General features: G+C 53.8%; 16 protein-coding genes. 7 read left to right on the forward strand and 9 right to left on the reverse strand.

Annotation, left to right across the window (positions count from 1 at the left end):
• Positions 1-86 precede the first annotated feature (86 nt).
• The 4 genes from rarA to lrp form a co-directional block, all read right to left on the reverse strand.
• Positions 87-1,430, reverse strand: coding sequence for a replication-associated recombination protein RarA (gene rarA, locus ACUY4Q_RS15690; RefSeq protein ID WP_458043663.1), 1,344 nt, complete (start codon positions 1,428-1,430; stop codon positions 87-89).
• Between the two features lie 9 nt (positions 1,431-1,439).
• Complete coding sequence (gene lolA / locus ACUY4Q_RS15695) at positions 1,440-2,051, reverse strand: outer membrane lipoprotein periplasmic chaperone LolA (RefSeq protein ID WP_458043664.1); 612 nt, start codon at positions 2,049-2,051, stop codon at positions 1,440-1,442.
• Positions 2,052-2,171: 120 nt separating this feature from the next.
• The gene (gene ftsK / locus ACUY4Q_RS15700) at positions 2,172-5,909 is read right to left on the reverse strand and encodes a DNA translocase FtsK (RefSeq protein WP_458043665.1); all 3,738 of its coding nucleotides are present in this window, start codon (positions 5,907-5,909) and stop codon (positions 2,172-2,174) included.
• A gap of 110 nt (positions 5,910-6,019) precedes the next feature.
• Positions 6,020-6,514 carry a leucine-responsive transcriptional regulator Lrp gene (lrp, locus tag ACUY4Q_RS15705; RefSeq protein WP_002439523.1) on the reverse strand — a complete coding sequence of 165 codons (495 nt, stop codon included), beginning with the start codon at positions 6,512-6,514 and terminating at the stop codon, positions 6,020-6,022.
• A 553-nt stretch (positions 6,515-7,067) separates the two neighbouring features.
• On the opposite strand from lrp, the gene trxB reads away from it, so the two are divergent.
• The 5 genes from trxB (at position 7,068) to infA (ending at position 12,955) form a co-directional block, all read left to right on the forward strand.
• Positions 7,068-8,036 carry a thioredoxin-disulfide reductase gene (gene trxB, locus ACUY4Q_RS15710; RefSeq protein WP_458043666.1) on the forward strand — a complete coding sequence of 323 codons (969 nt, stop codon included), beginning with the start codon at positions 7,068-7,070 and terminating at the stop codon, positions 8,034-8,036.
• 114 nt (positions 8,037-8,150) lie between these two features.
• Complete coding sequence (cydD, locus tag ACUY4Q_RS15715; protein ID WP_458043667.1) at positions 8,151-9,917, forward strand: heme ABC transporter permease/ATP-binding protein CydD; 1,767 nt, start codon at positions 8,151-8,153, stop codon at positions 9,915-9,917.
• Positions 9,918-11,639: a heme ABC transporter ATP-binding protein/permease CydC gene (cydC, locus tag ACUY4Q_RS15720; RefSeq protein WP_458043668.1), complete on the forward strand. Its 1,722-nt coding sequence runs from the start codon at positions 9,918-9,920 to the stop codon at positions 11,637-11,639.
• Between the two features lie 111 nt (positions 11,640-11,750).
• Entirely contained in the window at positions 11,751-12,452 is a 702-nt protein-coding gene (gene aat, locus ACUY4Q_RS15725; RefSeq protein ID WP_458043669.1) for a leucyl/phenylalanyl-tRNA--protein transferase, read from the forward strand.
• Positions 12,453-12,736: 284 nt separating this feature from the next.
• The gene (gene infA / locus ACUY4Q_RS15730) at positions 12,737-12,955 is read left to right on the forward strand and encodes a translation initiation factor IF-1 (protein WP_002211347.1); all 219 of its coding nucleotides are present in this window, start codon (positions 12,737-12,739) and stop codon (positions 12,953-12,955) included.
• Between the two features lie 145 nt (positions 12,956-13,100).
• Here infA and clpA read toward each other — a convergent pair whose 3' ends face one another.
• Both clpA and clpS read right to left on the reverse strand, forming a co-directional pair.
• Positions 13,101-15,383, reverse strand: coding sequence for an ATP-dependent Clp protease ATP-binding subunit ClpA (gene clpA / locus ACUY4Q_RS15735; RefSeq protein ID WP_458043670.1), 2,283 nt, complete (start codon positions 15,381-15,383; stop codon positions 13,101-13,103).
• Positions 15,384-15,412: 29 nt separating this feature from the next.
• Positions 15,413-15,733, reverse strand: coding sequence for an ATP-dependent Clp protease adapter ClpS (gene clpS / locus ACUY4Q_RS15740; protein WP_458043671.1), 321 nt, complete (start codon positions 15,731-15,733; stop codon positions 15,413-15,415).
• Positions 15,734-16,061: 328 nt separating this feature from the next.
• Here clpS and cspD point away from each other — a divergent pair, with 328 nt between their 5' ends.
• The gene (gene cspD / locus ACUY4Q_RS15745) at positions 16,062-16,283 is read left to right on the forward strand and encodes a cold shock-like protein CspD (RefSeq protein ID WP_437431279.1); all 222 of its coding nucleotides are present in this window, start codon (positions 16,062-16,064) and stop codon (positions 16,281-16,283) included.
• 65 nt (positions 16,284-16,348) lie between these two features.
• On the opposite strand, the gene macB is transcribed toward cspD, so the two are convergent.
• Together macB and macA are read right to left on the reverse strand one after the other, a co-directional pair.
• Entirely contained in the window at positions 16,349-18,292 is a 1,944-nt protein-coding gene (gene macB / locus ACUY4Q_RS15750; protein WP_458043672.1) for a macrolide ABC transporter ATP-binding protein/permease MacB, read from the reverse strand.
• Positions 18,289-19,404, reverse strand: a complete 1,116-nt coding sequence (macA, locus tag ACUY4Q_RS15755; protein ID WP_458043673.1) for a macrolide transporter subunit MacA — start codon at positions 19,402-19,404, stop codon at positions 18,289-18,291. Before macA ends, macB begins: the two co-directional genes overlap by 4 nt.
• 160 nt (positions 19,405-19,564) lie before the next feature.
• Here macA and ACUY4Q_RS15760 point away from each other — a divergent pair, with 160 nt between their 5' ends.
• Complete coding sequence (locus ACUY4Q_RS15760) at positions 19,565-20,521, forward strand: VirK/YbjX family protein (RefSeq protein WP_458043674.1); 957 nt, start codon at positions 19,565-19,567, stop codon at positions 20,519-20,521.
• Here the strand turns inward: ACUY4Q_RS15760 and ACUY4Q_RS15765 are convergent.
• On the reverse strand, positions 20,518-22,176 hold the full coding sequence (locus ACUY4Q_RS15765) for an ATP-dependent endonuclease (protein WP_458043675.1): 1,659 nt from the start codon (positions 22,174-22,176) through the stop codon (positions 20,518-20,520). The genes ACUY4Q_RS15760 and ACUY4Q_RS15765 overlap by 4 nt on opposite strands.
• Between the last annotated feature and the right edge of the window lie 192 nt (positions 22,177-22,368).

A 22,368-nucleotide genomic window follows, 5' to 3' on the forward strand; every position in this document is an offset into this window, starting at 1 on the left:
CTGTGCTTATCGAATTGAAATAATGGGAAAGTGACCACAGCCTGCGGCCACAGAGATACAGCGACAACATTACCGCAAGGTCACTCTCAACGGTAGCGTTTTATGGGGCTTTTATGATCCTGTTCAGCCAGCCAGGCGAGCTTTTCGCCAATCTTGCCCTCAAGACCGCGGTTTGTTGGATAGTAATAGCGCGTTTGTGCTATTTCCTCCGGGAAGAAGACCTCGCCAGCCGCGTAAGCATTGGGTTCATCATGGGCGTAGCGATACTCCTGACCATACCCCATCTCTTTCATCAGCTTCGTCGGTGCGTTGCGCAAATGCACCGGCACATCGTAATCCGGACGCTCGCGGGCATCAGCCATGGCTGCTTTGAACGCGGTATACACGGCATTACTTTTTGGCGCACAGGCCAGATAGACAATCGCCTGTGCGATGGCGCGCTCCCCTTCCGCAGGCCCGACGCGAGTAAAGCAATCCCACGCGGAAATAGCGACCTGCATAGCACGAGGATCGGCGTTGCCTACATCTTCAGAGGCAATCGCCAGGCAACGACGGGCTACATAGAGCGGATCGCCGCCAGCGGTGATGATTCTCGCATACCAGTAGAGTGCTGCATCGGGAGCACTACCGCGTACGGATTTATGCAGGGCGGAGATCAAATCGTAAAAACGGTCACCTTTGTTATCGAAACGCGCGCTACGCTCACCGGCAATTTCCGTCAACAGGGAGGGCAGCAGCACGCGCTTACCGGAATCATCCAGCTCAGCCATATCGGCCATCATTTCCAGCGTATTCAGCGCACGTCGGGCATCGCCATTCACCAGTTCAGCGATGGCCTTGCGGGTCTCCGGAGGCAGAACAATGTCCTGACCACCGTAACCGCGCGCTTTATCATCCATCGCCTGGGTTAAGACCTGCTCAATATCTTCAGTGGTCAGCGACTTCAGCAAGTAGACGCGCGCGCGGGAGAGCAAAGCGGAATTAAGCTCAAATGAGGGATTTTCGGTCGTTGCGCCGATAAAGGTGATCGTGCCATCTTCAATGTGCGGCAGAAAAGCATCCTGCTGACTTTTGTTGAAACGGTGAACTTCGTCCACAAAGAGGATGGTGCGTCGCCCGGCGTTGCGGTTTTGCCGTGCGCGTTCAATTGCCTCACGGATCTCTTTAACGCCTGAAGTGACCGCAGAGATACGCTCAACATCAGCACTGGCGTAGCGGGCAATGACTTCAGCCAACGTGGTTTTTCCGGTACCCGGCGGCCCCCAAAGAATCATGGAGTGCAGATGTCCGGCTTCAATCGCGCGGGGCAGTGGTTTACCGGCTGCCAGTAAATGCTGCTGACCGATGTACTGCGCTAAATTTTCTGGCCGCATACGCGCGGCCAGAGGTTGGAATGCATTATCGGAAAAATCGAGCGACAGGTTGCCCACGCATGCCTCTTACTTACGTTGATCGTCTACCGTTACGCCCTTTGGCGGGGTAAAGGTGAATTTAGAAGGATCAATGCTGCCGTTTTGCTGAGATTTAAGCTGATAGCTGCTCTTCTGATCGTCCTGTTCAATGGCGCTGAACTGATGAATAGTGCCATCACGACCCACATTGATGGTGAACTGTTTCAGGTTGCCACTGGCCGCTTTTGGCGTCAGGACGAAATCGTCACCATTTTGGGCGATGTTATATTTCTGCCAGTCGCTGCTCTGGTTGCGCGCAATCAGCATAAAAGGGGTGTTGCTGGTGGCATCCGTCAGCGTTGTGGCAGTGGCTTGCTCAACAAACGGGTTGTAAAACCATAGCGTTTTACCATCAGAAACCAGCACGCTTTCATCCGGTTGGGTCATGTGCCAGTTAAACAGGCTTGGACGTTTTACCCACAAATCTCCCTGCCCTTCTTGCACTGCGGCACCGCTGCCGTCTGTCACTTTCTGTGTAAAGGTGGCATGGAAACTGTTCACTTTATCAAGGCGGCTTTTGAGATCGCTGGAGGCATCAGCCCATACGTTGCTGACCATAAAGCTACCCAGTAATGCACATGCCAAAGCGATTTTTTTCATTATTGTTCCTTAACTTTCGTCGCTCCCGAACGGGGAGCACCTGCCTGTCACTCTAAAAGCAGTTCGCCAGAAGCGACAGGAGAAAAGACTTAATTTTTACCGTTTTACCCAACTTTGCATTTAATCAAAGGGCGGGGGTGCCAACACTTCACGGTTGCCGTTGTGCCCCTGCTCACTCACAATGCCCTGGGCTTCCATTTGCTCAATAATGCGTGCGGCGCGGTTATAGCCGATGCGGAACTGACGTTGTACCCCTGAAATCGAGGCTTTGCGCTTTTCAGTCACAAAATTAACCGCCTGATCGAACAGAGGGTCCAGTTCCTCTCCACTGTCTAAACCGCCACCACCGCCTTCACTTTCGCTGTCTGACGTGATGCCATCGATATACTGCGGTCGACCACGTGCTTTCCAGTCCTGAACAACGGCATGCACTTCTTCATCGCGAACAAAAGCCCCATGAACACGAACAGGGATGGTTGAGTTCGGGCCTGAATAGAGCATGTCACCCATACCCAGCAACGACTCCGCGCCGCCCTGATCAAGAATGGTACGCGAATCAATTTTACTCGATACGGTAAAGGCAATACGCGTGGGGATATTGGCTTTGATCAGTCCTGTAATCACATCAACCGATGGACGTTGCGTAGCCAGCACCAGGTGAATACCGGCTGCACGCGCTTTTTGAGCCAGACGGGCGATTAGCTCCTCGACCTTCTTGCCAACCGTCATCATCAGGTCAGCAAATTCATCTACCAGCACCACGATGTACGGCAGTTTTTCCAGCACCGGATGCTCAATAGCCATGCTATCACCCGGCTTCCAGTAAGGATCAGGGATGGGACGGCCCATTTTCGCGGCTTCTGCAATCTTATCGTTGTAGCCCGCCAGATTTCGGACACCCAATGCCGACATCAATTTGTAGCGACGCTCCATTTCGTTCACGCTCCAGCGCAACGCATTGGCGGCGTCTTTCATGTCGGTGACCACCTCCGTTAACAGATGCGGGATGCCTTCATAGACGGACAGCTCCAGCATTTTGGGATCGATCATGATGAACTTGACATCTTCAGGCTGCGCTTTGTAGAGCATGCTGAGGATCATGGCGTTTACGCCAACAGATTTACCGGACCCTGTAGTACCCGCGACCAGCAGGTGAGGCATCCTCGCCAAATCGGCAGTCACTGGCTCACCCGCAATGTCTTTACCAAGAACAACGGTCAGCGGGGATGGGTTATCCCGGAAACTGGCGCAATCCAGTACTTCACGCAGGTACACGGTCTGACGCTTTTTATTCGGCAGTTCAAGGCCAACATAGGGCTTGCCTGGAATAACCTCTACCACGCGCACCGCAGCGGTTGACAGCGATCGCGCTAAATCGCGCGACAAATTGGAAATACGCGCGGCTTTAACGCCCGGCGCAAGGTTTAATTCAAAACGAGTGATCACCGGACCCGGTGAATAGTTCACCACGTCTGCTTTAATGCGGAAATCTGCCAGTCGGGCTTCTACCAGCCGCGCCATTTGTTGTAACGCGAAGGTATCGACCGGTTCGACCTCGGACGGCGGCGGTGTCAACAGATCCAGAGAAGGCAGCGGTGTCGTTGGTTTCTGTAATGGGCGACTGTCTCCGTTGCGCATCAATAAGGGGTGAATCAGGCTTTCATGCGGTGCGGGTGCCTGCGGTTGCGCAGCAGGTTGCTGCGTAGCGGCAGCAGGATGCACCGGCGCGTGATGCTGATGCACGGGTTGTTGGTGAACAGGCTGTTGATGCACCGGTTGGTGCTGATGAACAGGTTGCTGCTGATGTACCGGTTGCTGCTGGGCATACTGAACACGCGGTGGCTCGGCTTCAGGCATTACACCGGGCGTAAACAGCGGTTCACTGGGTCCATCATCAAGGAGTGCTTTGGTCGGCGAAAACTCAAAATCATCCAGAGAGAACATGCCCGGAGAGACGGAGCGATCCTCTGAGTAGCGTTGCTGCTGGCTGCTGGCAAACTGACGCGCCAGCTCAGCTTCGGCTTCTTCATCCTCAGTGAGTTCAGGTACTGCAGACGCGGTGGGTGCGTCATGCCTGTACTCTTCCCCGTAGCGATTATGCTGGCTTGCAGCGAACTGCTGAGCGAGCTCATGCTCTTGAAGCATGTCGGCTTCATCGTCGCTCATCAGTTCATGTTGCGGGCGCTGTTCGGCACGCGCGCGCTCTTCAGCCATCCGCTGCGAAGGCAATTTAATACCATAAGAGGCCAGTTCGCGGCGCGTAGGCACACGTACACGATTAGGGCGCGGCAGTTGCGGACCGATGCCCTCTTTTACTTGCTGACGTGGCGCACCGCCTTCTGCCAGACTAAATAATGGGCTCCCCGCATCGGCAACGGTGCTTTCAGACAGGCTTGACGTGACTGACGCGGCTACAGGAGCAACTGACGCCGCTGCAGGCGGCGTTGGCGTTGGCACAGACGCAACCGGACGAGCGGGTTCATGGACGGGCTCAGGCACGGGCTGATACCAGGCAGCAAGTTGTTCACGCTCGCGGGCGCGCTTCTCTTCCACTTCTTCGAAATAATAGAGCGGAGGACGCGCCTGTTTAACCTCTTCCATCTCAGGCTGAGGCTCAGGCTCGACCATCGGTTCAGGTGCGAAGTATTGAGGCTCTGGAATGGCCGCCTGATATTCAGCAGGCTCGGCGACAACCGGGGCTGTCGGCTGCCACTCCGTCTCGTGAGCAGGGGCAGCATACTGAGAAAGCGGAGCATGTTCCACGGCAGCTTGCTGCGCGTATTGCTCAGGTATCTCCGGCTGGAATACCGGCGTTTGTTCTGGCGTATAAGCCGCAGGCGCTGACGGGGCCGCATAGGCCTGAGCTGCCGTCATTTCAGCGGCCGCAGCATTCAGCGGTTCTGTTGCACGGTAACCACTGAGTAAAGGATCGTAGGGTTCTGCTTCGGCCTGAGTCGCACGATTTCCGGAGAACAAGACATCGTCAGCATCTGCCGGCACGCCACCTGCAGAGTATTCGACCTCGTCGTTTCCCCCATCATCCATGCGCCTACCGGAGAACAAGGCTTCATCGGTCTTGCGCCCCATCGGATTGCTGAATTTTTCCGCTACGCTTTTGCGACGCGCAAGTGCGCCCCGCATGATACGGGCCCGGCGTGATTCACGAGGGGCTTTAGGCGTCTCTTCGATATAGTCGTCGTCCTCATACTCCTCTTCATCATCGACCCAGGTGTCGTCCCTGCGGGTACGATTACTGGCAAAAGTCAGAATACTGAGAATGACGCTACCAATCTTCTCGGCGATGGTCACCCATGACCAGCCCGTGAACAGCGTAAGCCCTGCCGCCCAGACGCACAATAAAGCGATAGTGCCGCCACTACTACGTAGCAAGGGTTGCAGAGTGGTGCTGAGTAAGCTGCCGATAACGCCACCCGAGGCGAAGTACCAGATATCATCAGCATTTATTGCGGCAAGGCCACAGGAGGTGAGAATTAACGCCAGCGCGCCAATAAGGCGCAGGGAAACGGCAAAGTAATCGATATAGTCTTCATTGGCACGATGACGATAAGCAAACCAACATCCGCCGATAATGATTATCGGAATGGTATAAGCCATAACGCCAAAGATGAAGAATAAGGTATCTGCCAGCCACGCGCCGGGCTGACCACCTAAATTATGGATAGGTTCATGCCATGCGGTTTGAGACCAGCTGGGATCGGACGGATTAAAGCTGATAAGCGCGGCCATCAACCAGATGGCAAACAGAGCTACGAGGATCAGCAACGCCTCAAGGAGTCGACGTCCGCTGCTTAGCTTGGTAAGTGTGACTTCTTTGTCTTCTGTGTATTCCTGGCTCAAGTAAGGCTCTCCAGCTAAAACGGACAACAGCGCCGGGTAGCCCCGGCACTGTTGCTGTATGGATTAACAGGAGTGTAATCAAAAAAAACCGATTGTGCACCTGTTCCGTATTAGCGCGTCTTGATAACCAGACGATTGCTCTGTTTGACTTCTTCCATCACCACATAAGTACGGGTGTCATTCACGCCAGGCAGTCGCAGCAGGGTTTCCCCTAATAGCTTACGATAGGCTGACATATCAGGCACACGCGTCTTCAAAAGGTAGTCAAAATCACCAGATACAAGATGGCACTCTTGAATTTCTTCAAGTTTCTGTACCGCGGAGTTAAATTGCTCAAACACATCCGGGGCGCCACGATTCAGAGTAATCTCAACAAATACCAGAAGTGATGCATCCAGATAATGCGGGTTCAGCAGCGCGGTATAGCCCTGAATGAAACCCTGTCTTTCCAGTCTGCGCACGCGCTCAAGGCACGGCGTAGGAGAAAGTCCCACTCGTTTAGAAAGCTCGACGTTGGAAATACGCCCATCTTTTTGCAATTCGTTCAGAATATTACGATCGATGCGGTCGAGATCTTTGCCAGGGCGCTTCTTGCTATCTACCATTATTATTGTCTCTCTGTATTCCTTCCCTACTCCTGTCTTGACCCTGTGCACTTCACTGTTCAGAGTCTTTGCCCTTCGCGTTACGTGCAATGCATTAGTGAACGCTAATACCACGTAATCCCAGGGTCTGTATTAAGAAGCCGTTGCCTGAAGGCAGCTATCGACATCACGAATGGCATCTGTCCACACCATGCGTAGATTTCGCTAACCCGGTAAAGATGGCATTTACGTGCGTGAATGTGCTTCACGCGCGAAACCCTGCTTTTTTTCTTCCTTTGATGTTTTCGCAAATGCGCAGGGGATTGTCAAAGCAAAACATCTTTTTTTAGTACAACATGCCAGATATTCATCATCGCGGTCCCTGAATACTCATGTTATCCCCTTATAACCGGCCTATTTTCAGTAGAAATTATTATATTTCGATTATTCGCTTGAACTTTTCCATCGGCTTTATCTATTACACATATCGTTAACAAAACCGCTGCACTCTTTTTTTACGCCTGCAAATTCCCTACAATCCAGACCAATGTCTGCAAATAAAAACGAGGATTTCATGGGTACGGCCAAACACAGCAAGCTGCTTATCCTGGGTTCAGGCCCCGCGGGTTATACCGCTGCGGTCTATGCTGCACGCGCAAACCTGGAACCGGTACTGATTACAGGTATGGAAAAAGGCGGTCAGCTCACTACCACGACCGAAGTGGAAAACTGGCCAGGCGATCCTAATCACCTGACCGGGCCGTTACTGATGGAGCGCATGCATGAGCATGCCGAAAAGTTCGATACGCAAATTCTGTTCGATCACATTCATACCGTGGATCTGCAGAATCGTCCGTTCCGCCTGACCGGCGATAGCGGCGAATACACCTGTGACGCGTTAATCATCGCAACCGGCGCATCGGCGCGTTACCTGGGTCTGCCTTCTGAAGAAGCGTTTAAGGGCCGGGGTGTTTCCGCCTGCGCGACCTGCGACGGTTTCTTCTACCGTAACCAGAAAGTCGCGGTCATTGGCGGCGGCAACACTGCCGTGGAAGAAGCCCTGTATCTGGCGAATATTGCTTCAGAAGTCCATCTGATTCACCGCCGTGAGACCTTCCGCGCGGAGAAAATCCTGATTAAACGCCTGATGGAGAAGGTGGCGAGCGGCAATATCGTTCTGCATACCAACCGTACTCTTGAAGAAGTGACCGGCGATCAAATGGGTGTGAGCGGTCTGCGACTGCGCGATACGCAAAATACCGATACCGTGGACACGCTGGAGGTTGCGGGTCTGTTCGTTGCCATTGGCCATAGCCCAAATACGGCTATTTTTGCCGGCCAGTTAGAACTGGAGAATGGCTATATCAAAGTGCAGTCCGGTATTCATGGCAATGCGACGCAAACCAGTATTCCGGGCGTGTTTGCGGCCGGTGACGTGATGGATCATATCTATCGCCAGGCTATTACCTCTGCCGGAACCGGTTGTATGGCGGCGCTGGATGCTGAGCGTTATCTGGACGGACTGGCGCAGGTAAGTAAATAATCTTTACAAGTCAGTAACAAAGGTAAATAAGGCGACTATAAGTCGCCTTTATTTTTGCGCCGATGTAACATTGCGAAGCTAAAAAATCCCATAACTTCACCTGCAAAGCGCGCAATGAATAAAACCCGTCAACAAGAATTAACCCGCTGGTTAAAACAGCAAAGCGTCATTTCACGTCGCTGGCTCATGATGTCCCGACTGTTGGGTGTGGTGAGCGGTGTCCTGATCATCGCCCAGGCCTGGATGCTGGCGAAAATCCTTAACCAACTGATCATGGAAAATATTCCTCGCGAAGCGTTACTGCTCCCCTTCGTGCTGCTGGTGCTGGTTTTCATTTTACGCAGCTGGGTTACCTGGTTACGGGAGCGTGTAGGTTTTCATGCGGGTGCGCACATCCGTTTCGAAATTCGCCGCCGGGTGCTGGACAGACTACAACAGGCAGGTCCGGCCTGGATTCAGGGCAAACCGGCAGGCAGTTGGGCGACGCTTATCCTTGAGCAAATCGATGATATGCACGATTTCTACGCACGCTACCTGCCACAGATGACGTTGGCCGCAACGGTGCCTTTGTTGATCGTGGTAACGCTGTTGCCAATTAACTGGGCTGCAGCATTAATCCTGTTATGTACCGCGCCACTCATCCCCTTGTTTATGGCGATGGTCGGCATGGGGGCCGCAGATGCTAACCGCCGTAACTTTAAAGCACTGGCGCGGTTAAGTGGTCATTTTCTTGACCGTTTACGCGGTATGGAAACGCTGCGTATTTTTCATCGCGGTGCCGCAGAGACGGAAAACATCCGCCTGGCTTCAGAAGATTTTCGTAGTCGCACAATGGAAGTATTGCGGCTGGCCTTTTTATCGTCGGGTGTACTTGAGTTCTTCACCTCACTGTCTATCGCACTGGTCGCGGTCTATTTCGGTTTTTCGTATCTGGGCGAACTTAATTTTGGCCACTACGGGGCGGGAGTGACGCTGTTTGCCGGATTCCTGGCCCTGGTGCTGGCACCTGAGTTTTTCCAGCCTTTGCGTGACTTAGGCACATTTTATCATGCGAAAGCGCAGGCAATTGGCGCAGCCGACAGCCTGAAAACCTTTATGGAAGCGCCCCTGGCTCATCCAAAGCGGGGAGATATCGTTTTAAAAAATGACGAAGCTCTCACACTCACCGCGCACGATCTGATCCTCAAATCCCCCGAAGGCGCCGTGCTTGCCGGGCCACTCAATTTCACCTTGTCCGCCGGGCAACGGGTTGTACTGGTCGGTAAAAGCGGTTCTGGAAAAAGCTCCCTGATTAATGCGCTTTCCGGTTTTCTCCCCTATGACGGCTCTCTGAGGATTAACGGGGTGGAATTAAGCGATCTGGAGCCGGATGCCTGGCGACGTTCAATCAGTTGGGTAGGCCAGAATCCACAACTTCCTGCCACGACCTTGCGAGACAACATCCTGTTGGGCAGACCTGACGCCAGTGATGCCGAATTGCAGGCCGTTATCGACAAAGCCTGGGTGAGTGAATTTTTGCCTTTATTACCCCAGGGCCTGGAGACGCCTACCGGCGATCAGGGGGCTCGCCTCTCCGTCGGGCAGGCCCAACGTGTCGCGGTCGCTCGTGCGCTGCTGGATAACTGCAAACTGCTGTTGCTTGATGAACCCGCCGCCAGCCTGGACAGCCATAGTGAGCAACGGGTGATGCAGGCGCTGAACGCGGCCTCAACGCATCAGACGACGTTGATGGTCACCCATCAACTGGAAGGGTTAACCGACTGGAGCACTATTTGGGTGATGGATAACGGACAGATCATTGAACAAGGCACCTTCGCCGAACTTTCGCAGGCAGAGGGGGCTTTTGCCTCGCTGCTCGCTCACCGCCAGGAGGAGATTTAAATGCGCGCCCTTCTCCCCTTCCTCGCCCTCTATAAACGCCACATCTGGCTGCTGAGCCTTGGGGTCGTTCTGGCGATTGTGACACTGCTGGCAAGCATTGGCTTGCTTACCCTCTCGGGTTGGTTCCTCTCGGCATCAGCTATCGTCGGGGTCGCCGGCATCTACAGTTTTAACTACATGCTTCCCGCCGCCGGCGTGCGCGCTGCCGCCATTATTCGCACTGCAGGACGTTACTTTGAGCGTCTGGTCAGCCATGACGCCACGTTTCGCGTTCTCCTGCATTTACGCGTCAGTACGTTCAGTAAATTGCTGCCGCTCTCGCCAGCGGGCCTGGCGCGTTTCCGTCAGGGTGAATTGCTAAACCGTATGGTTGCGGATGTGGATACGCTGGATCACCTGTATCTGCGCGTGATCTCACCGTTGGTGGGGGCGCTGGTGGTGATTGTGGTGGTCACCCTGGGCCTCAGCTTCCTGGACGTGACGCTGGCATTAACCTTAGGGGGCATCATGCTGGCCACGCTGTTTATTCTGCCCCCGCTGTTTTACCGTGCAGGAAAGCCAGGCGGGGAAAGTTTGACCCATCTTCGTGGGCAATACCGTCAACAGCTCACTGGCTGGCTGCAAGGGCAGGCAGAACTCACCCTTTTCGGCGCCAGCCAACGCTTTCGCGAACAGATGGAAAATACCGAGCTGAGCTGGCATGACGCCCAACGCCGTCAGTCAGACCTGACGGCGGCCTCCCAGGCCGTCATGCTGATTATCAGTGCCACGGCGGTCATTGCCATGCTGTGGCTCGCTGCGGGCGGCGTGGGTGGCAATACCCAACCCGGTGCCCTCATCGCGCTCTTTGTGTTTTGCGCACTGGCCGCGTTTGAAGCCCTGGCACCGGTGACAGGCGCATTTCAGCATATGGGTCAAGTCATCGCCTCTGCGGCCCGCATTACACAAATTACCGACTGTCCGCCTGAAGTCACCTTCCCCGATGTCGCTGACGCATCCCCTGACAAAGTGAATCTGCATCTTAGCAACGTCACGTTTGCCTACCCTGGCCAACCACTGAATGCACTTAATCATCTCTCACTTTCCCTCTCTTCAGGAGAGCATGCAGCGATACTCGGGCGCACCGGTTGCGGTAAATCGACGCTCCTGCAACTGCTTACCCGCGCATGGGATCCGCAGTCAGGGACCATCCTGTTCAACGACAAACCGCTCGCGGATCTGAGCGAAGCGGCGCTGCGTGCCAGCATCAGCATGGTTCCTCAGCGTGTTCATTTATTTAGTGCCACACTGCGTGACAACCTGCTGCTGGCCGCTCCACAGGCCAGCGATGAAATGCTGGTGGCGATGCTCGGGCGGGTCGGACTTGAAAAGTTGCTGGATGACAGCGGTCTCAATGCCTGGTTAGGTGAAGGTGGGCGTCAGCTCTCCGGCGGTGAACTTCGCCGCCTGGCGATTGCTCGCGCATTGTTGCATGATGCGCCACTGGTCCTGCTTGATGAACCGACCGAAGGTCTCGATGCGCAGACTGAGCGTCAAATACTCGATTTATTGAATGAAGTGATGAAAGAAAAAACCCTGCTGATGGTGACCCACCGCCTGCGTGGTTTGTCACAATTTGATCAGATAATTGTGATGGACAATGGCGAAGTTATTGAGCAAGGTAATCACGCAGCGTTAATGGCGAAACAGGGGCGTTACTACCAGTTTAAGCAGCGTCTGTAATCAGTTTATATCGTCACTCCCTCCCGCCAATACGTTGTCGTTAAAGTGTGGCGGGAAGATGACGATATATATCATGAATGACTCTTTGTTGTGTTGTGGAGCGTTGCAGTCATGCGCCTGGTTCAGCTTTCTCGTCATACCATCGCTTTTCCTTCGCCTGAGGCGGCGTTACGTGAACCTAATGGCCTGCTGGCGCTGGGCGGGGATCTTAGCCCTGCCCGATTGTTAATGGCTTATCAACGTGGCATTTTCCCCTGGTTTTCACCCGGTGATCCTATTTTATGGTGGTCTCCCGACCCTCGTGCCGTACTGTGGCCCGACAAATTCCACATTAGCCGCAGCATGAAGCGGTTTCATAAAACCACCCCCTATCGGGTAACTATTAATCACGCTTTTGGTCAGGTCATCGATGGGTGTGCGGAAGATCGCAACGAAGGCACGTGGATTACGCCTGATATTGTGCTCGCCTATCACCGCCTGCATGAGCTGGGCCACGCGCACTCCATCGAAGTCTGGCATGACGATCTGCTTGTCGGGGGAATGTATGGCGTGTCGCAGGGCACGCTGTTCTGCGGAGAATCCATGTTCAGCCGTCGGATTAATGCTTCTAAAACCGCGCTGATGCTCTTTTGTCACGCTTTTGCGCAGGCGGGAGGCCAACTGGTGGATTGCCAGGTTCTCAACTCGCACACCGCTTCGCTGGGGGCCGTCGAAATACCACGCCGCGAATACCTGGACTATCTGGGTCAGGCGCGACAACAGCATTTGCCGTCCCATTTTTGGGTGCCACGGGAACTGTTTTTACACGCGTGATGAATGTTTTCGGCACATTTTTTATCAGGGTGTTATAATGGTCGCTCAGAGCAGCTTCTGCCTGTTACCCGCCATTATTCGGGAAGCTCGTATCAGGGACGCCCTTCTACTACTTTATCGCTCCCCTTTACGATGCGCATTATGCGCGTCCTGAATATGGCATGAGGGTAATACGCAAAAGCCGTTTGTTGCGTTTTATCAGCACAAATCTTTACTTAACAGACGAACTTGGGCATTATCTTGCCGGTTCAAAAAAATATGGTAGTGATACCCCCGAGGATTAGATGGCCAAAGAAGACAATATCGAAATGCAAGGCACCGTTCTGGATACGTTGCCTAATACTATGTTCCGCGTAGAACTTGAAAACGGTCACGTGGTCACTGCACACATTTCCGGCAAAATGCGTAAAAACTACATCCGTATTCTGACTGGCGATAAAGTGACTGTTGAGCTGACCCCGTACGACCTGAGCAAAGGCCGCATTGTCTTCCGTAGCCGTTAATTACCGTTAGCCACGACGCCACGTGCGAAATTTTGAAAGCCGGACAGTTGTCCGGCTTTTGTCATTTATAAATAATTAACGTTGCTACTTGCAGACATAAAAAAACCGGACTGTTGTCCGGTTTTTTATTTCCTTTACTGCGTCATTAATGCGCTGTTTCCGGTTTGTGCTTTTGCGCACTCTGGAAGCCATACTTCAGCTCATTTTTCTCTTTATCCAGGGTTACCGTCACCTGCCCGCCGTCAACTAACAAACCAAACAACAGTTCATTGGCCAATGGTTTTTTCAGGTTGTCCTGAATAACACGGGTCATCGGGCGAGCGCCCATGGCACGGTCGTAGCCTTTTTCTGCCAGCCAGTCGCGCGCATCCTGACTGACTTCCAGCGAGACGCCTTTTTGATCCAACTGCACCTGGAGCTCGACAATAAATTTGTCGACAACCTGATGGATAACCTCGGTAGAGAGGTGATCGAACCAGATAATGTTATCCAGACGGTTGCGGAACTCGGGCGTAAAGATCTTTTTGATCTCTTCCATCGCATCGGTGCTGTTATCCTGGTGGATAAGACCAATGGATTTACGCTCGGTTTCCCGCACCCCGGCGTTGGTGGTCATAACCAGCACCACGTTGCGGAAGTCTGCTTTTCGCCCGTTGTTATCGGTCAGCGTGCCGTTATCCATCACCTGCAACAGCAGGTTAAAGACATCCGGGTGCGCTTTTTCGATTTCATCGAGCAGCAGTACCGCATGCGGGTGTTTGATCACCGCATCCGTCAACAGCCCGCCCTGGTCGAAACCGACGTAGCCCGGAGGCGCACCGATTAAACGACTGACAGTGTGACGCTCCATATACTCGGACATATCAAAACGCAACAACTCGATACCCAGCGCTTTGGAGAGCTGGACCGTCACCTCGGTTTTCCCGACACCGGTCGGGCCGGCAAACAGGAAAGATCCCACCGGTTTGTGATCCTGACCGAGACCTGCACGGCTCATCTTAATGGCTTCGGTTAATGCCTCAATGGCTTTATCCTGCCCAAAGACCAGCATTTTCAGACGATCGCTGAGGTTTCTCAGCGTATCGCGATCGCTTTGCGATACGCTCTTCTCAGGAATACGTGCGATACGAGCAACCACAGATTCGATATCGGCAACGTTAATGGTTTTCTTACGCTTGCTCACGGGCATCAGACGCGCACGCGCACCGGCTTCATCAATCACGTCAATAGCCTTATCCGGCAGATGACGATCGTTGATGTATTTCACCGCCAGCTCCACTGCTGCACGCACCGCTTTCGCGGTATAACGCACGTCATGGTGAGCTTCATACTTCGGTTTCAGGCCATTGATGATCTGCACCGTCTCTTCAACAGAAGGCTCAGTGATATCAATTTTCTGGAAACGACGCGCCAGCGCACGATCCTTCTCGAAGATGTTGCTGAATTCCTGATAGGTCGTGGAACCCATAACGCGAATCTTGCCGCTTGAAAGCAGTGGCTTGATAAGGTTCGCAGCATCCACCTGCCCACCCGATGCCGCACCCGCTCCGATGATGGTGTGGATCTCATCAATAAACAGAATGCTGCTGGTATCCTGCTCAAGCTGTTTCAGCAGGGCTTTGAAACGTTTCTCGAAATCACCGCGGTATTTCGTTCCGGCCAGCAATGAACCAATGTCGAGGGAGTAAATCGTGCAGTCAGCCATAATTTCTGGCACATCACCCTGCACAATCCGCCATGCCAGCCCTTCAGCAATAGCGGTTTTACCCACACCGGACTCACCCACCAACAGCGGGTTATTTTTACGACGACGGCACAGAACCTGAATCGCACGCTCAAGCTCTTTGCCGCGTCCGATCAGCGGATCAATACCGCCGACGCGAGCAAGCTGATTAAGGTTGGTGGTGAAGTTTTCCATACGTTCCTCCCCGCCTGCTTGCTCTTCGCTATTGTTGGCCTGACTGCCTGAATCGGAAGAAGACTGTCCCGGTTCATCTTTACGGGTACCGTGGGAGATAAAGTTCACCACATCAAGGCGGCTGACTTCATGTTTGCGTAACAGATAAGCCGCTTGCGACTCCTGCTCGCTGAATATTGCAACCAGCACGTTCGCCCCGGACACTTCGCTACGACCGGAAGACTGAACGTGAAACACCGCGCGCTGAAGTACACGCTGGAAGCTGAGCGTCGGCTGAGTGTCGCGCTCTTCTTCACTCATCGGTAGGACGGGTGTGGTTTGTTCGATGAAGGCTTCGAGTTCCTGCCGCAACGCCACCAGGTCCACTGAACACGCTTCCAGCGCTTCTCGGGCCGAGGGGTTACTGAGCAATGCCAGTAACAGATGTTCGACGGTCATAAACTCATGTCGGTGCTCACGCGCTCTGGCGAAAGCCATGTTTAAACTGAGTTCCAGTTCTTGATTGAGCATTGGCACCTCCCCCAATTTCACGCCTGTAATCAGGCCTTTTCCAGCGTACACAGCAACGGATGCTCGTTCTCCCGGGCGTAATCATTCACCATAGACACTTTCGTTTCTGCGACTTCGGCGGTGAAAATTCCACAAATGGCCTTTCCACGATAGTGCACGGTAAGCATCAGTTGCGTTGCACGTTCTACATCATAAGAAAAGAACTTTTGTAGCACGTCAATAACAAATTCCATCGGCGTGTAGTCATCGTTCATTAACATAACTTTATACATCGATGGCGGTTTTAGCGCGTCACGCAGTTTATCTTCCGCCAGGTGGTCAAAATCCAGCCAACTATTGCTTTTGCCCATCGTCAGTTTTCATCTTAGGTTACAGGTTCCGGCGACGTACAATCGACCGATTACATGATTCCAGATGTATTTTAAATCTACATCAGGTGTTAGATAACTATCATCTATCATTGCCATTCGCGACGGCTGTCACAAACCCTTCCAATAGCGTTAACTGCTTCAAATTTTTGATTGAAACACCTCTCAGAACCCCTGCCAAACGCTTGACGCGATGCCCGATTTCTCTAAATTGTACAGGCGAGAGTTGGCGAGGTTTTGAACAACCCCCACACTCTGCCACCGGTTCATTCCATCTTACTTAAATAAGATTTACGAAGGATGTCGAAGCATGGAAACGGGTACTGTTAAGTGGTTCAACAATGCTAAAGGGTTTGGCTTTATTTGCCCTGAAGGCGGCGGCGAGGATATCTTCGCGCATTACTCCACCATTCAAATGGATGGTTACAGAACGTTAAAAGCCGGGCAAACCGTCCGGTTTGATGTACATCAAGGCCCTAAAGGCAACCATGCCAGCCTTATCGTGCCTCTTGAAATGGAAGCCGTCGCCTGACGCCGCCTCCTTCATTGTGTACATCCCGCCGTTAAAATGCCAGTCCAGTTGACTGGCATTTTTATTTACTCACGCGCCAGTGCCTCAACGGGATCCAAACGGGCCGCACTGCGAGCCGGTAACCAGCCAAACAGAACGCCGGTAAACGTTGAGCAAACAAACGCGGTCACCAGCGCCACCGGAGAAAAACCGATTTCCCATCCGGGCAAGAACAGCTGTAGCGTGAAGGCAATCGCCATAGAGAGCGTCACGCCCAATGCCCCACCGACCAGACACACCAGCACCGCCTCGATTAAAAACTGCGCCAGTACGTCGCTTGCTCTTGCACCTACCGCCATGCGGATGCCAATTTCGCGCGTGCGCTCAGTGACTGACACCAGCATGATATTCATCACGCCAATGCCCCCTACCAGCAACGAGATCACCGCAACCAGCGTCAGGAACAACTGAAGAGTACGTGTGGTCTTTTCCGCCGTTTTCAAGACGCCGTCCATATTCCAGGTAAAGAAATCTTTCTTTCCGTGACGCAGCGTGAGCAACCGTTCGAGCTGTTGTTCCGCCTGGGTACTGCCGTAGCCCTCATTCACCCTCACGGTAATGGAGTTGAGCCAGGATTGCCCTAAAACACGCGCGGAGAGCGTAGAGTACGGCATCCAGACCCGCAGAATTTTACTGCTGCCGAACATCGACTGCTTCTCCTGCGCCACGCCAATGACCGTCGCGGGCATATTCCCTACCAGGATAATCTCACCGACAACCTTCGCTTTATTCGGGAACAACTGACGCCGCGTGTTGTTATCCAGCACAACGACCTGCGCGCGCCCTTTTTGCTGCTCATCATTGAAGGTACTCCCCTCGCTGAAGGTCATTCCGTAGACGTTGAAGTACTGGCTGCTGACCCCGTTGGCGCTGGCGGCAACATCAATATTACCGTTTCGCAGCCGCAGGTTTTGCGAAATCGCCGGGGTGGCGGAACTGACCCACGGCTGTTTTTGAATGGCGAGGAGATCGTCATACTTCAGCGCCTGCTGGTACTGAGGGTCATCATCGCCGAAATCTTTTCCAGGATAGATATCAATGGTATTCGTGCCAATTGCCCGGATATCGGCCAGCACCAGCTGTTTGGCCGCGTCTCCCACCACCACGATAGAGACCACCGAGGCGATACCAATAATGATCCCCAGCATGGTCAGCAGGGTGCGCATTTTATTCGCCGCCATCGCCCGCCATGCCATCATTAGAGCTTCACGAAAACGTCCCGAGAATTGCCGCATACCGGTGGTGTTTTCCGGGGAGGCACTCAGCGTACCCGTTGATGCAGAGACCTGCGAGGGCGGATTAGAGAGGATTTCCCCGTCGCGAATTTCAATCACCCGCTGCGCCTGCGCGGCCACTTCAGGATCGTGAGTCACGATAATCACGGTATGCCCGCGTTCACGAAGCTGATGCAGGATAGCCATCACCTCTTCGCCTGAATGACTGTCCAGCGCACCGGTCGGCTCGTCGGCAAGAATCACCTGTCCACCGTTCATCAACGCACGGGCAATGCTGACACGTTGCTGCTGCCCTCCCGAGAGCTGAGAAGGGGAATAGCCTTCGCGCTCGCTTAAGCCCAGCCTCGCCAGCAGCTCCAGGGCGCGGGCAAGACGGGCTTTGCGCTCAACCCCGGCATACACCGCAGGCACTTCCACGTTCTGCGCCGCCGTCAGGTGCGACAACAGATGATAACGCTGGAAGATAAAACCAAAATGTTCACGGCGCAGACGCGCCAGCGCATCGCTGTCGAGGGTTGACACATCCGTACCGGCTACACGGTATGTGCCACTGGTGGGCTTATCCAGGCAGCCCAGGATGTTCATCAGCGTCGACTTACCCGAGCCGGATGCCCCGACTATCGCGACCATTTCACCCGCATGTATGGCGAGCGAGATGCCTTTAAGCACCTCCACCTGCCCATCGCCGGAGGGGTAGCTACGGCGAATATTGCTGAGTTCGAGCAGAGCCGTCATTGCGCGGCTCCGGGCGTGGTGGCGGTGATGATCACTTCATCGCCCGCTTCCAGTCCTTTTGTCACCTCAGCATCGGTATCGTTACGCATCCCGATCGTGATTTCGCGCTCTTTAACCTCACCGTTACGCAGTAGTTTCACCTTATAACGATTGTCTCCGACCGGATCCCCCAGCGAGGCCAGCGGAACCGTCAGCACATTTTTTACGCCACTTAACTGGATATGTACTTGCGCCGTCATCTCCAGACGTAGCACGCCCTGGGGATTCGGCACTTCAAAGCGTGCATGATAGAAAATGGCATCGTTGACCTTAGTCGGCGTCGGCAGGATGTCCTTAAGGACACCTTCATAGCGCGTTTCAGGGTCACCTAATACCGTGAACCAGGCCTTTTGACCGGGCTTGAGGTGAATGATGTCAGCCTCGGACACCTGCGCTTTCACCAGCATGGTAGACATATCCGCCAGGGTCAGAATGTTCGGCGCCTGCTGAGCGGCAATCACCGTCTGGCCTTGTAAGGTCGTGATTTCTGTCACTTCACCCGCCATAGGTGCCACAATGCGCGTGTAATCGAGGTTGGCTTTGGCGGTATCGAGTGTGGCCTGGTTGCGCTGAATTTGCGCATCAATCGTGCCAATCTGCGCCTCTTTCACCGCAAGCTCGGTGACTGCGCTGTCCAGATCCTGACGCGAAACCAGGTTATTTTTAACCAGTTGCTGTTGACGCGCCAGCGTCACGCTTGCCAGTTTGCGCTCTGCTTCCGCCTGACGCCGCTGGGCGCGCAGCTCCATGAGCGTCGCGTTCACTTCCTTAATCTGGTTCTGCGCTTGTTCAGGGTCAATCACCCCAAGTAGCTGATCTTTTTTTACCTTATCGCCGATGTTCACCGACAGGGTTTTCAACTGACCACTGACCTGTGCGCCCACGTCTACCTTACGGACGGCATCCAGCTTGCCCGTCGCCAGCACGCTCTGCGACAAATCGCCAGGGCGGACGATCAGCGTCTGATATTGCGGCACCGGCGCATTCAACTGACGCCACAGCCAGAAGGCCAGTAGTACCACCACCACGCCCAGTACCAGCCAGCGCTTTTTGCGTTTTCCCTTCAAATTCATAAAAATTCCTAATGTCTTCACTAACGCTATTGATGCCAATAATAACTAAACGGTGTCTTAACGAAACGTAATCTTTTCATTTACACCCGCCTTCATTTATCTGGCGTTGAAGGTGCGGTTGTTTCAATACAGCCATCACTCTTTAAGACCAGGTTATTCCATGTCCATTCTCGCTGATGTCCCTTCTTCCGACGCCCCTGTTACTCAGACAGGCTGGCAGCTTTTTCGTGCCCTCGCCACCGGGGCACTGAAACCCGGACTCGCCTGGCATAACCCGGCCTATCGCCGCAAATTTATGCTGCGTTCGTTGTTAATGCCTGTGAGCACCGCCACGCTGCTGTCCAGTCTGGCAAAACAGACGGATATTCTGCCGATGCTCCATGCGCAGCCGGGCTTGCCCTGCCGACTGCATCGCCCCTGGTTGTCCCTGACCATGGACCGAAAACAGACCCTCTCCGCGCTGGCATTCCATTATCAGACCTTTACCGCACATCTCTCCGCCCCGGTGCGCATGAACTATTTTACATCGCAGGGTATTCCCCTGGCCGAGCTTACGGGAAAAAGCGAGGCGCTTTATACCCTTCGCCTGGTTGCCGAAGCCAATCTGGACAAAGAAGGCGAAGCGACGCTCATTTTTTGCGACGCACAACAGACGCCGCTGGCGGAAATGACGTTCGCCCTCTGTGAATATCAGGGTAAACGGACCCTGTTTATCGGCGGGCTGCAGGGCGCAAAAGCGAACGTAGCCCATGATGCCATCCAGTTCGCCACCAAGGCGTGTCATGGTCTGTTCCCGAAGCGTTTATTGCTGGAAGCCTGCACTGAGCTGGCCGCCTTTATGGGAATGGAGCAGATCCTTGCCGTCAGCAATACGACGCATATCTATAAGAGCTGGCGTTATCACAAGAAAAAACAGGGCAAACTGTTTGCCGACTATGACAGCTTCTGGCTGTCTTTGGCGGGTGAACAGAATGCCGATGGGACCTTTCTCCTGCCATCAGCCATTGCCCGCAAACCAATGGAAGAGATAGCCAGTAAAAAACGCGCCGAGTACCGTCGTCGCTATGAACTGCTCGATTCGCTGCAGGCCCAGATGCGCCGCGCGCTGCAAAGCTAGTCAGCGCGTCCTCGCGCCAACCACAGAACGCGTGAGAACATTTTACGTAACAGGTGAGGCACGGACTCAACGCCACGCCTGCCCGCCTCCATCGCGACTTCAATGGCCAAATCCGGTTTTGATGAGCGATGGATGGCCTTGGTGATAATACGGCGCATGTTCATCGGCACATTTTCCGGCAGCTGCGCGACGCGATGATAAACATCAGCGAAGCCCTCGCGGTACATGAAGTGCTCCATATCCAGCGCCGGCAGTTGGGTAAGATGATCGCGCAGTTGATCTCGATCGTCATTAAGCAGACTACGAACCGTCGCCGCGTATTTTTTCCCTGCTTCATCGCCATCCACCAGCACATGCCACTCGATGCCCATCCGCCGTGCAAACTTGATCAGCGGTTTTAACCCTGACTGGGCAAATTCGATCACCTTGACGCCTTCAGCGTCGAAATGGTGCCCACACTGGCGTGCAAATTCGTTAATCACCCAGGTTTCCGTCTCCCCTTCAACCAGCAGCCAGCAGCGGGCAAAAAGTGACGAGGCGCGATTAAAGCGGATGTGAAAGGCGATTCTCCGCCCTTCGTCGGCGTTCATCCCCCCTGGCCCCAGACGCCAGGCGGCGACGCGAGAAGACTCTCTCACCAGCCTGCAGACGTGTTCTACCGGGGTCAGCGAGAGCAGCTCTCCCGAGTTGGTGGTGGTAATCTGTTGCAACGGCAGCAAATTGAGCAGATGCCAGGCCACGGAGAGCATGATGGGGTGCAGCCGCGTTTCAGGATCTTCAACCAGTAAAAGGGGGCGAGCGTCACGATCCAGGTGGAAAGTCCCTTTCGCCTGCAGCAAGGTGGCGAAAAAACCTAACAAAATCACCCGATACATCCGCCCGCCCGGTTTATCAATCATCCGGTTGATGATGTCGAGATAGCGCCAGCTACGTTGTTCATCATGTGAACGGCGGCGCATCAGCCGCTGATGAGAAGGACCACTCCCCTGTTCAGCAAAATAGTGCTCAATCAGTTGAACCATCGCCGAGAGCCCGTGACGAATTTGTGCGTCGGAAAGATTTTGTGGGCGGGAGACCAGCTCGCGGGAGAGGAGATCCAACTGCCGTGCGGTCGCTTCAAGCTCCGGGGTTTCCGTATGGCCTCCGCCATGCATGCGGCGCATAAAACGCGCATCACGCAGGCGTAAAACCGGCATCAGACGCGTTACATGCTGAGCACTGGCGTCGATGTCCACAAGCGGTAAAGGCTCACCCGCGGCATCCAGGAACGTTCGCAGGGTCATGACGCTGTTATCTTCGCCCAACTCCCCTTCAAGCCGATAAAAGAGGCGATGATAGCCGTCGTCATCAGGCACCCAGCATGCCGACAGCGGTCTGAAGCGTCGTCCCAGATGACGGCCCGGCACCGCTTCACGAAAGGTTAAAATGATATGCAGATGATGTTCACGCCCCTGAATATCGCCAGGCGGAAACCAGAAATCTTCGCGAACAAAATGGTAGAGCTCGTCCTGAGGCGATAACAGTAGGGTTAAGGCATCCAGCAGACTGGATTTACCCCAGGCGTTTTCTCCGATGAGCACGTTGTTATGCTCCAGCATCAGCGATAACCGGTTAATGCCGCGAAACCCTGCAATTTCCACCCGTTCCAGAATCATAGCCCCTCCGGGAAACCTGCCATTTTCCATAAAGTTACCCTGAGTATAGCGGCGGCAGTCCGCAGGAAAAACTGCATTTATACGAATCGACGGGTCAGCACGGATTAGGCTATCAAAATTGCGCTAAATCAATCTCTCTTCACTTTGCATGAAAAACCCCTTTTAAGCCCCTGCCCACACGCTTAATCTTAA

This window comes from Phytobacter cepae (assembly GCF_054165735.1).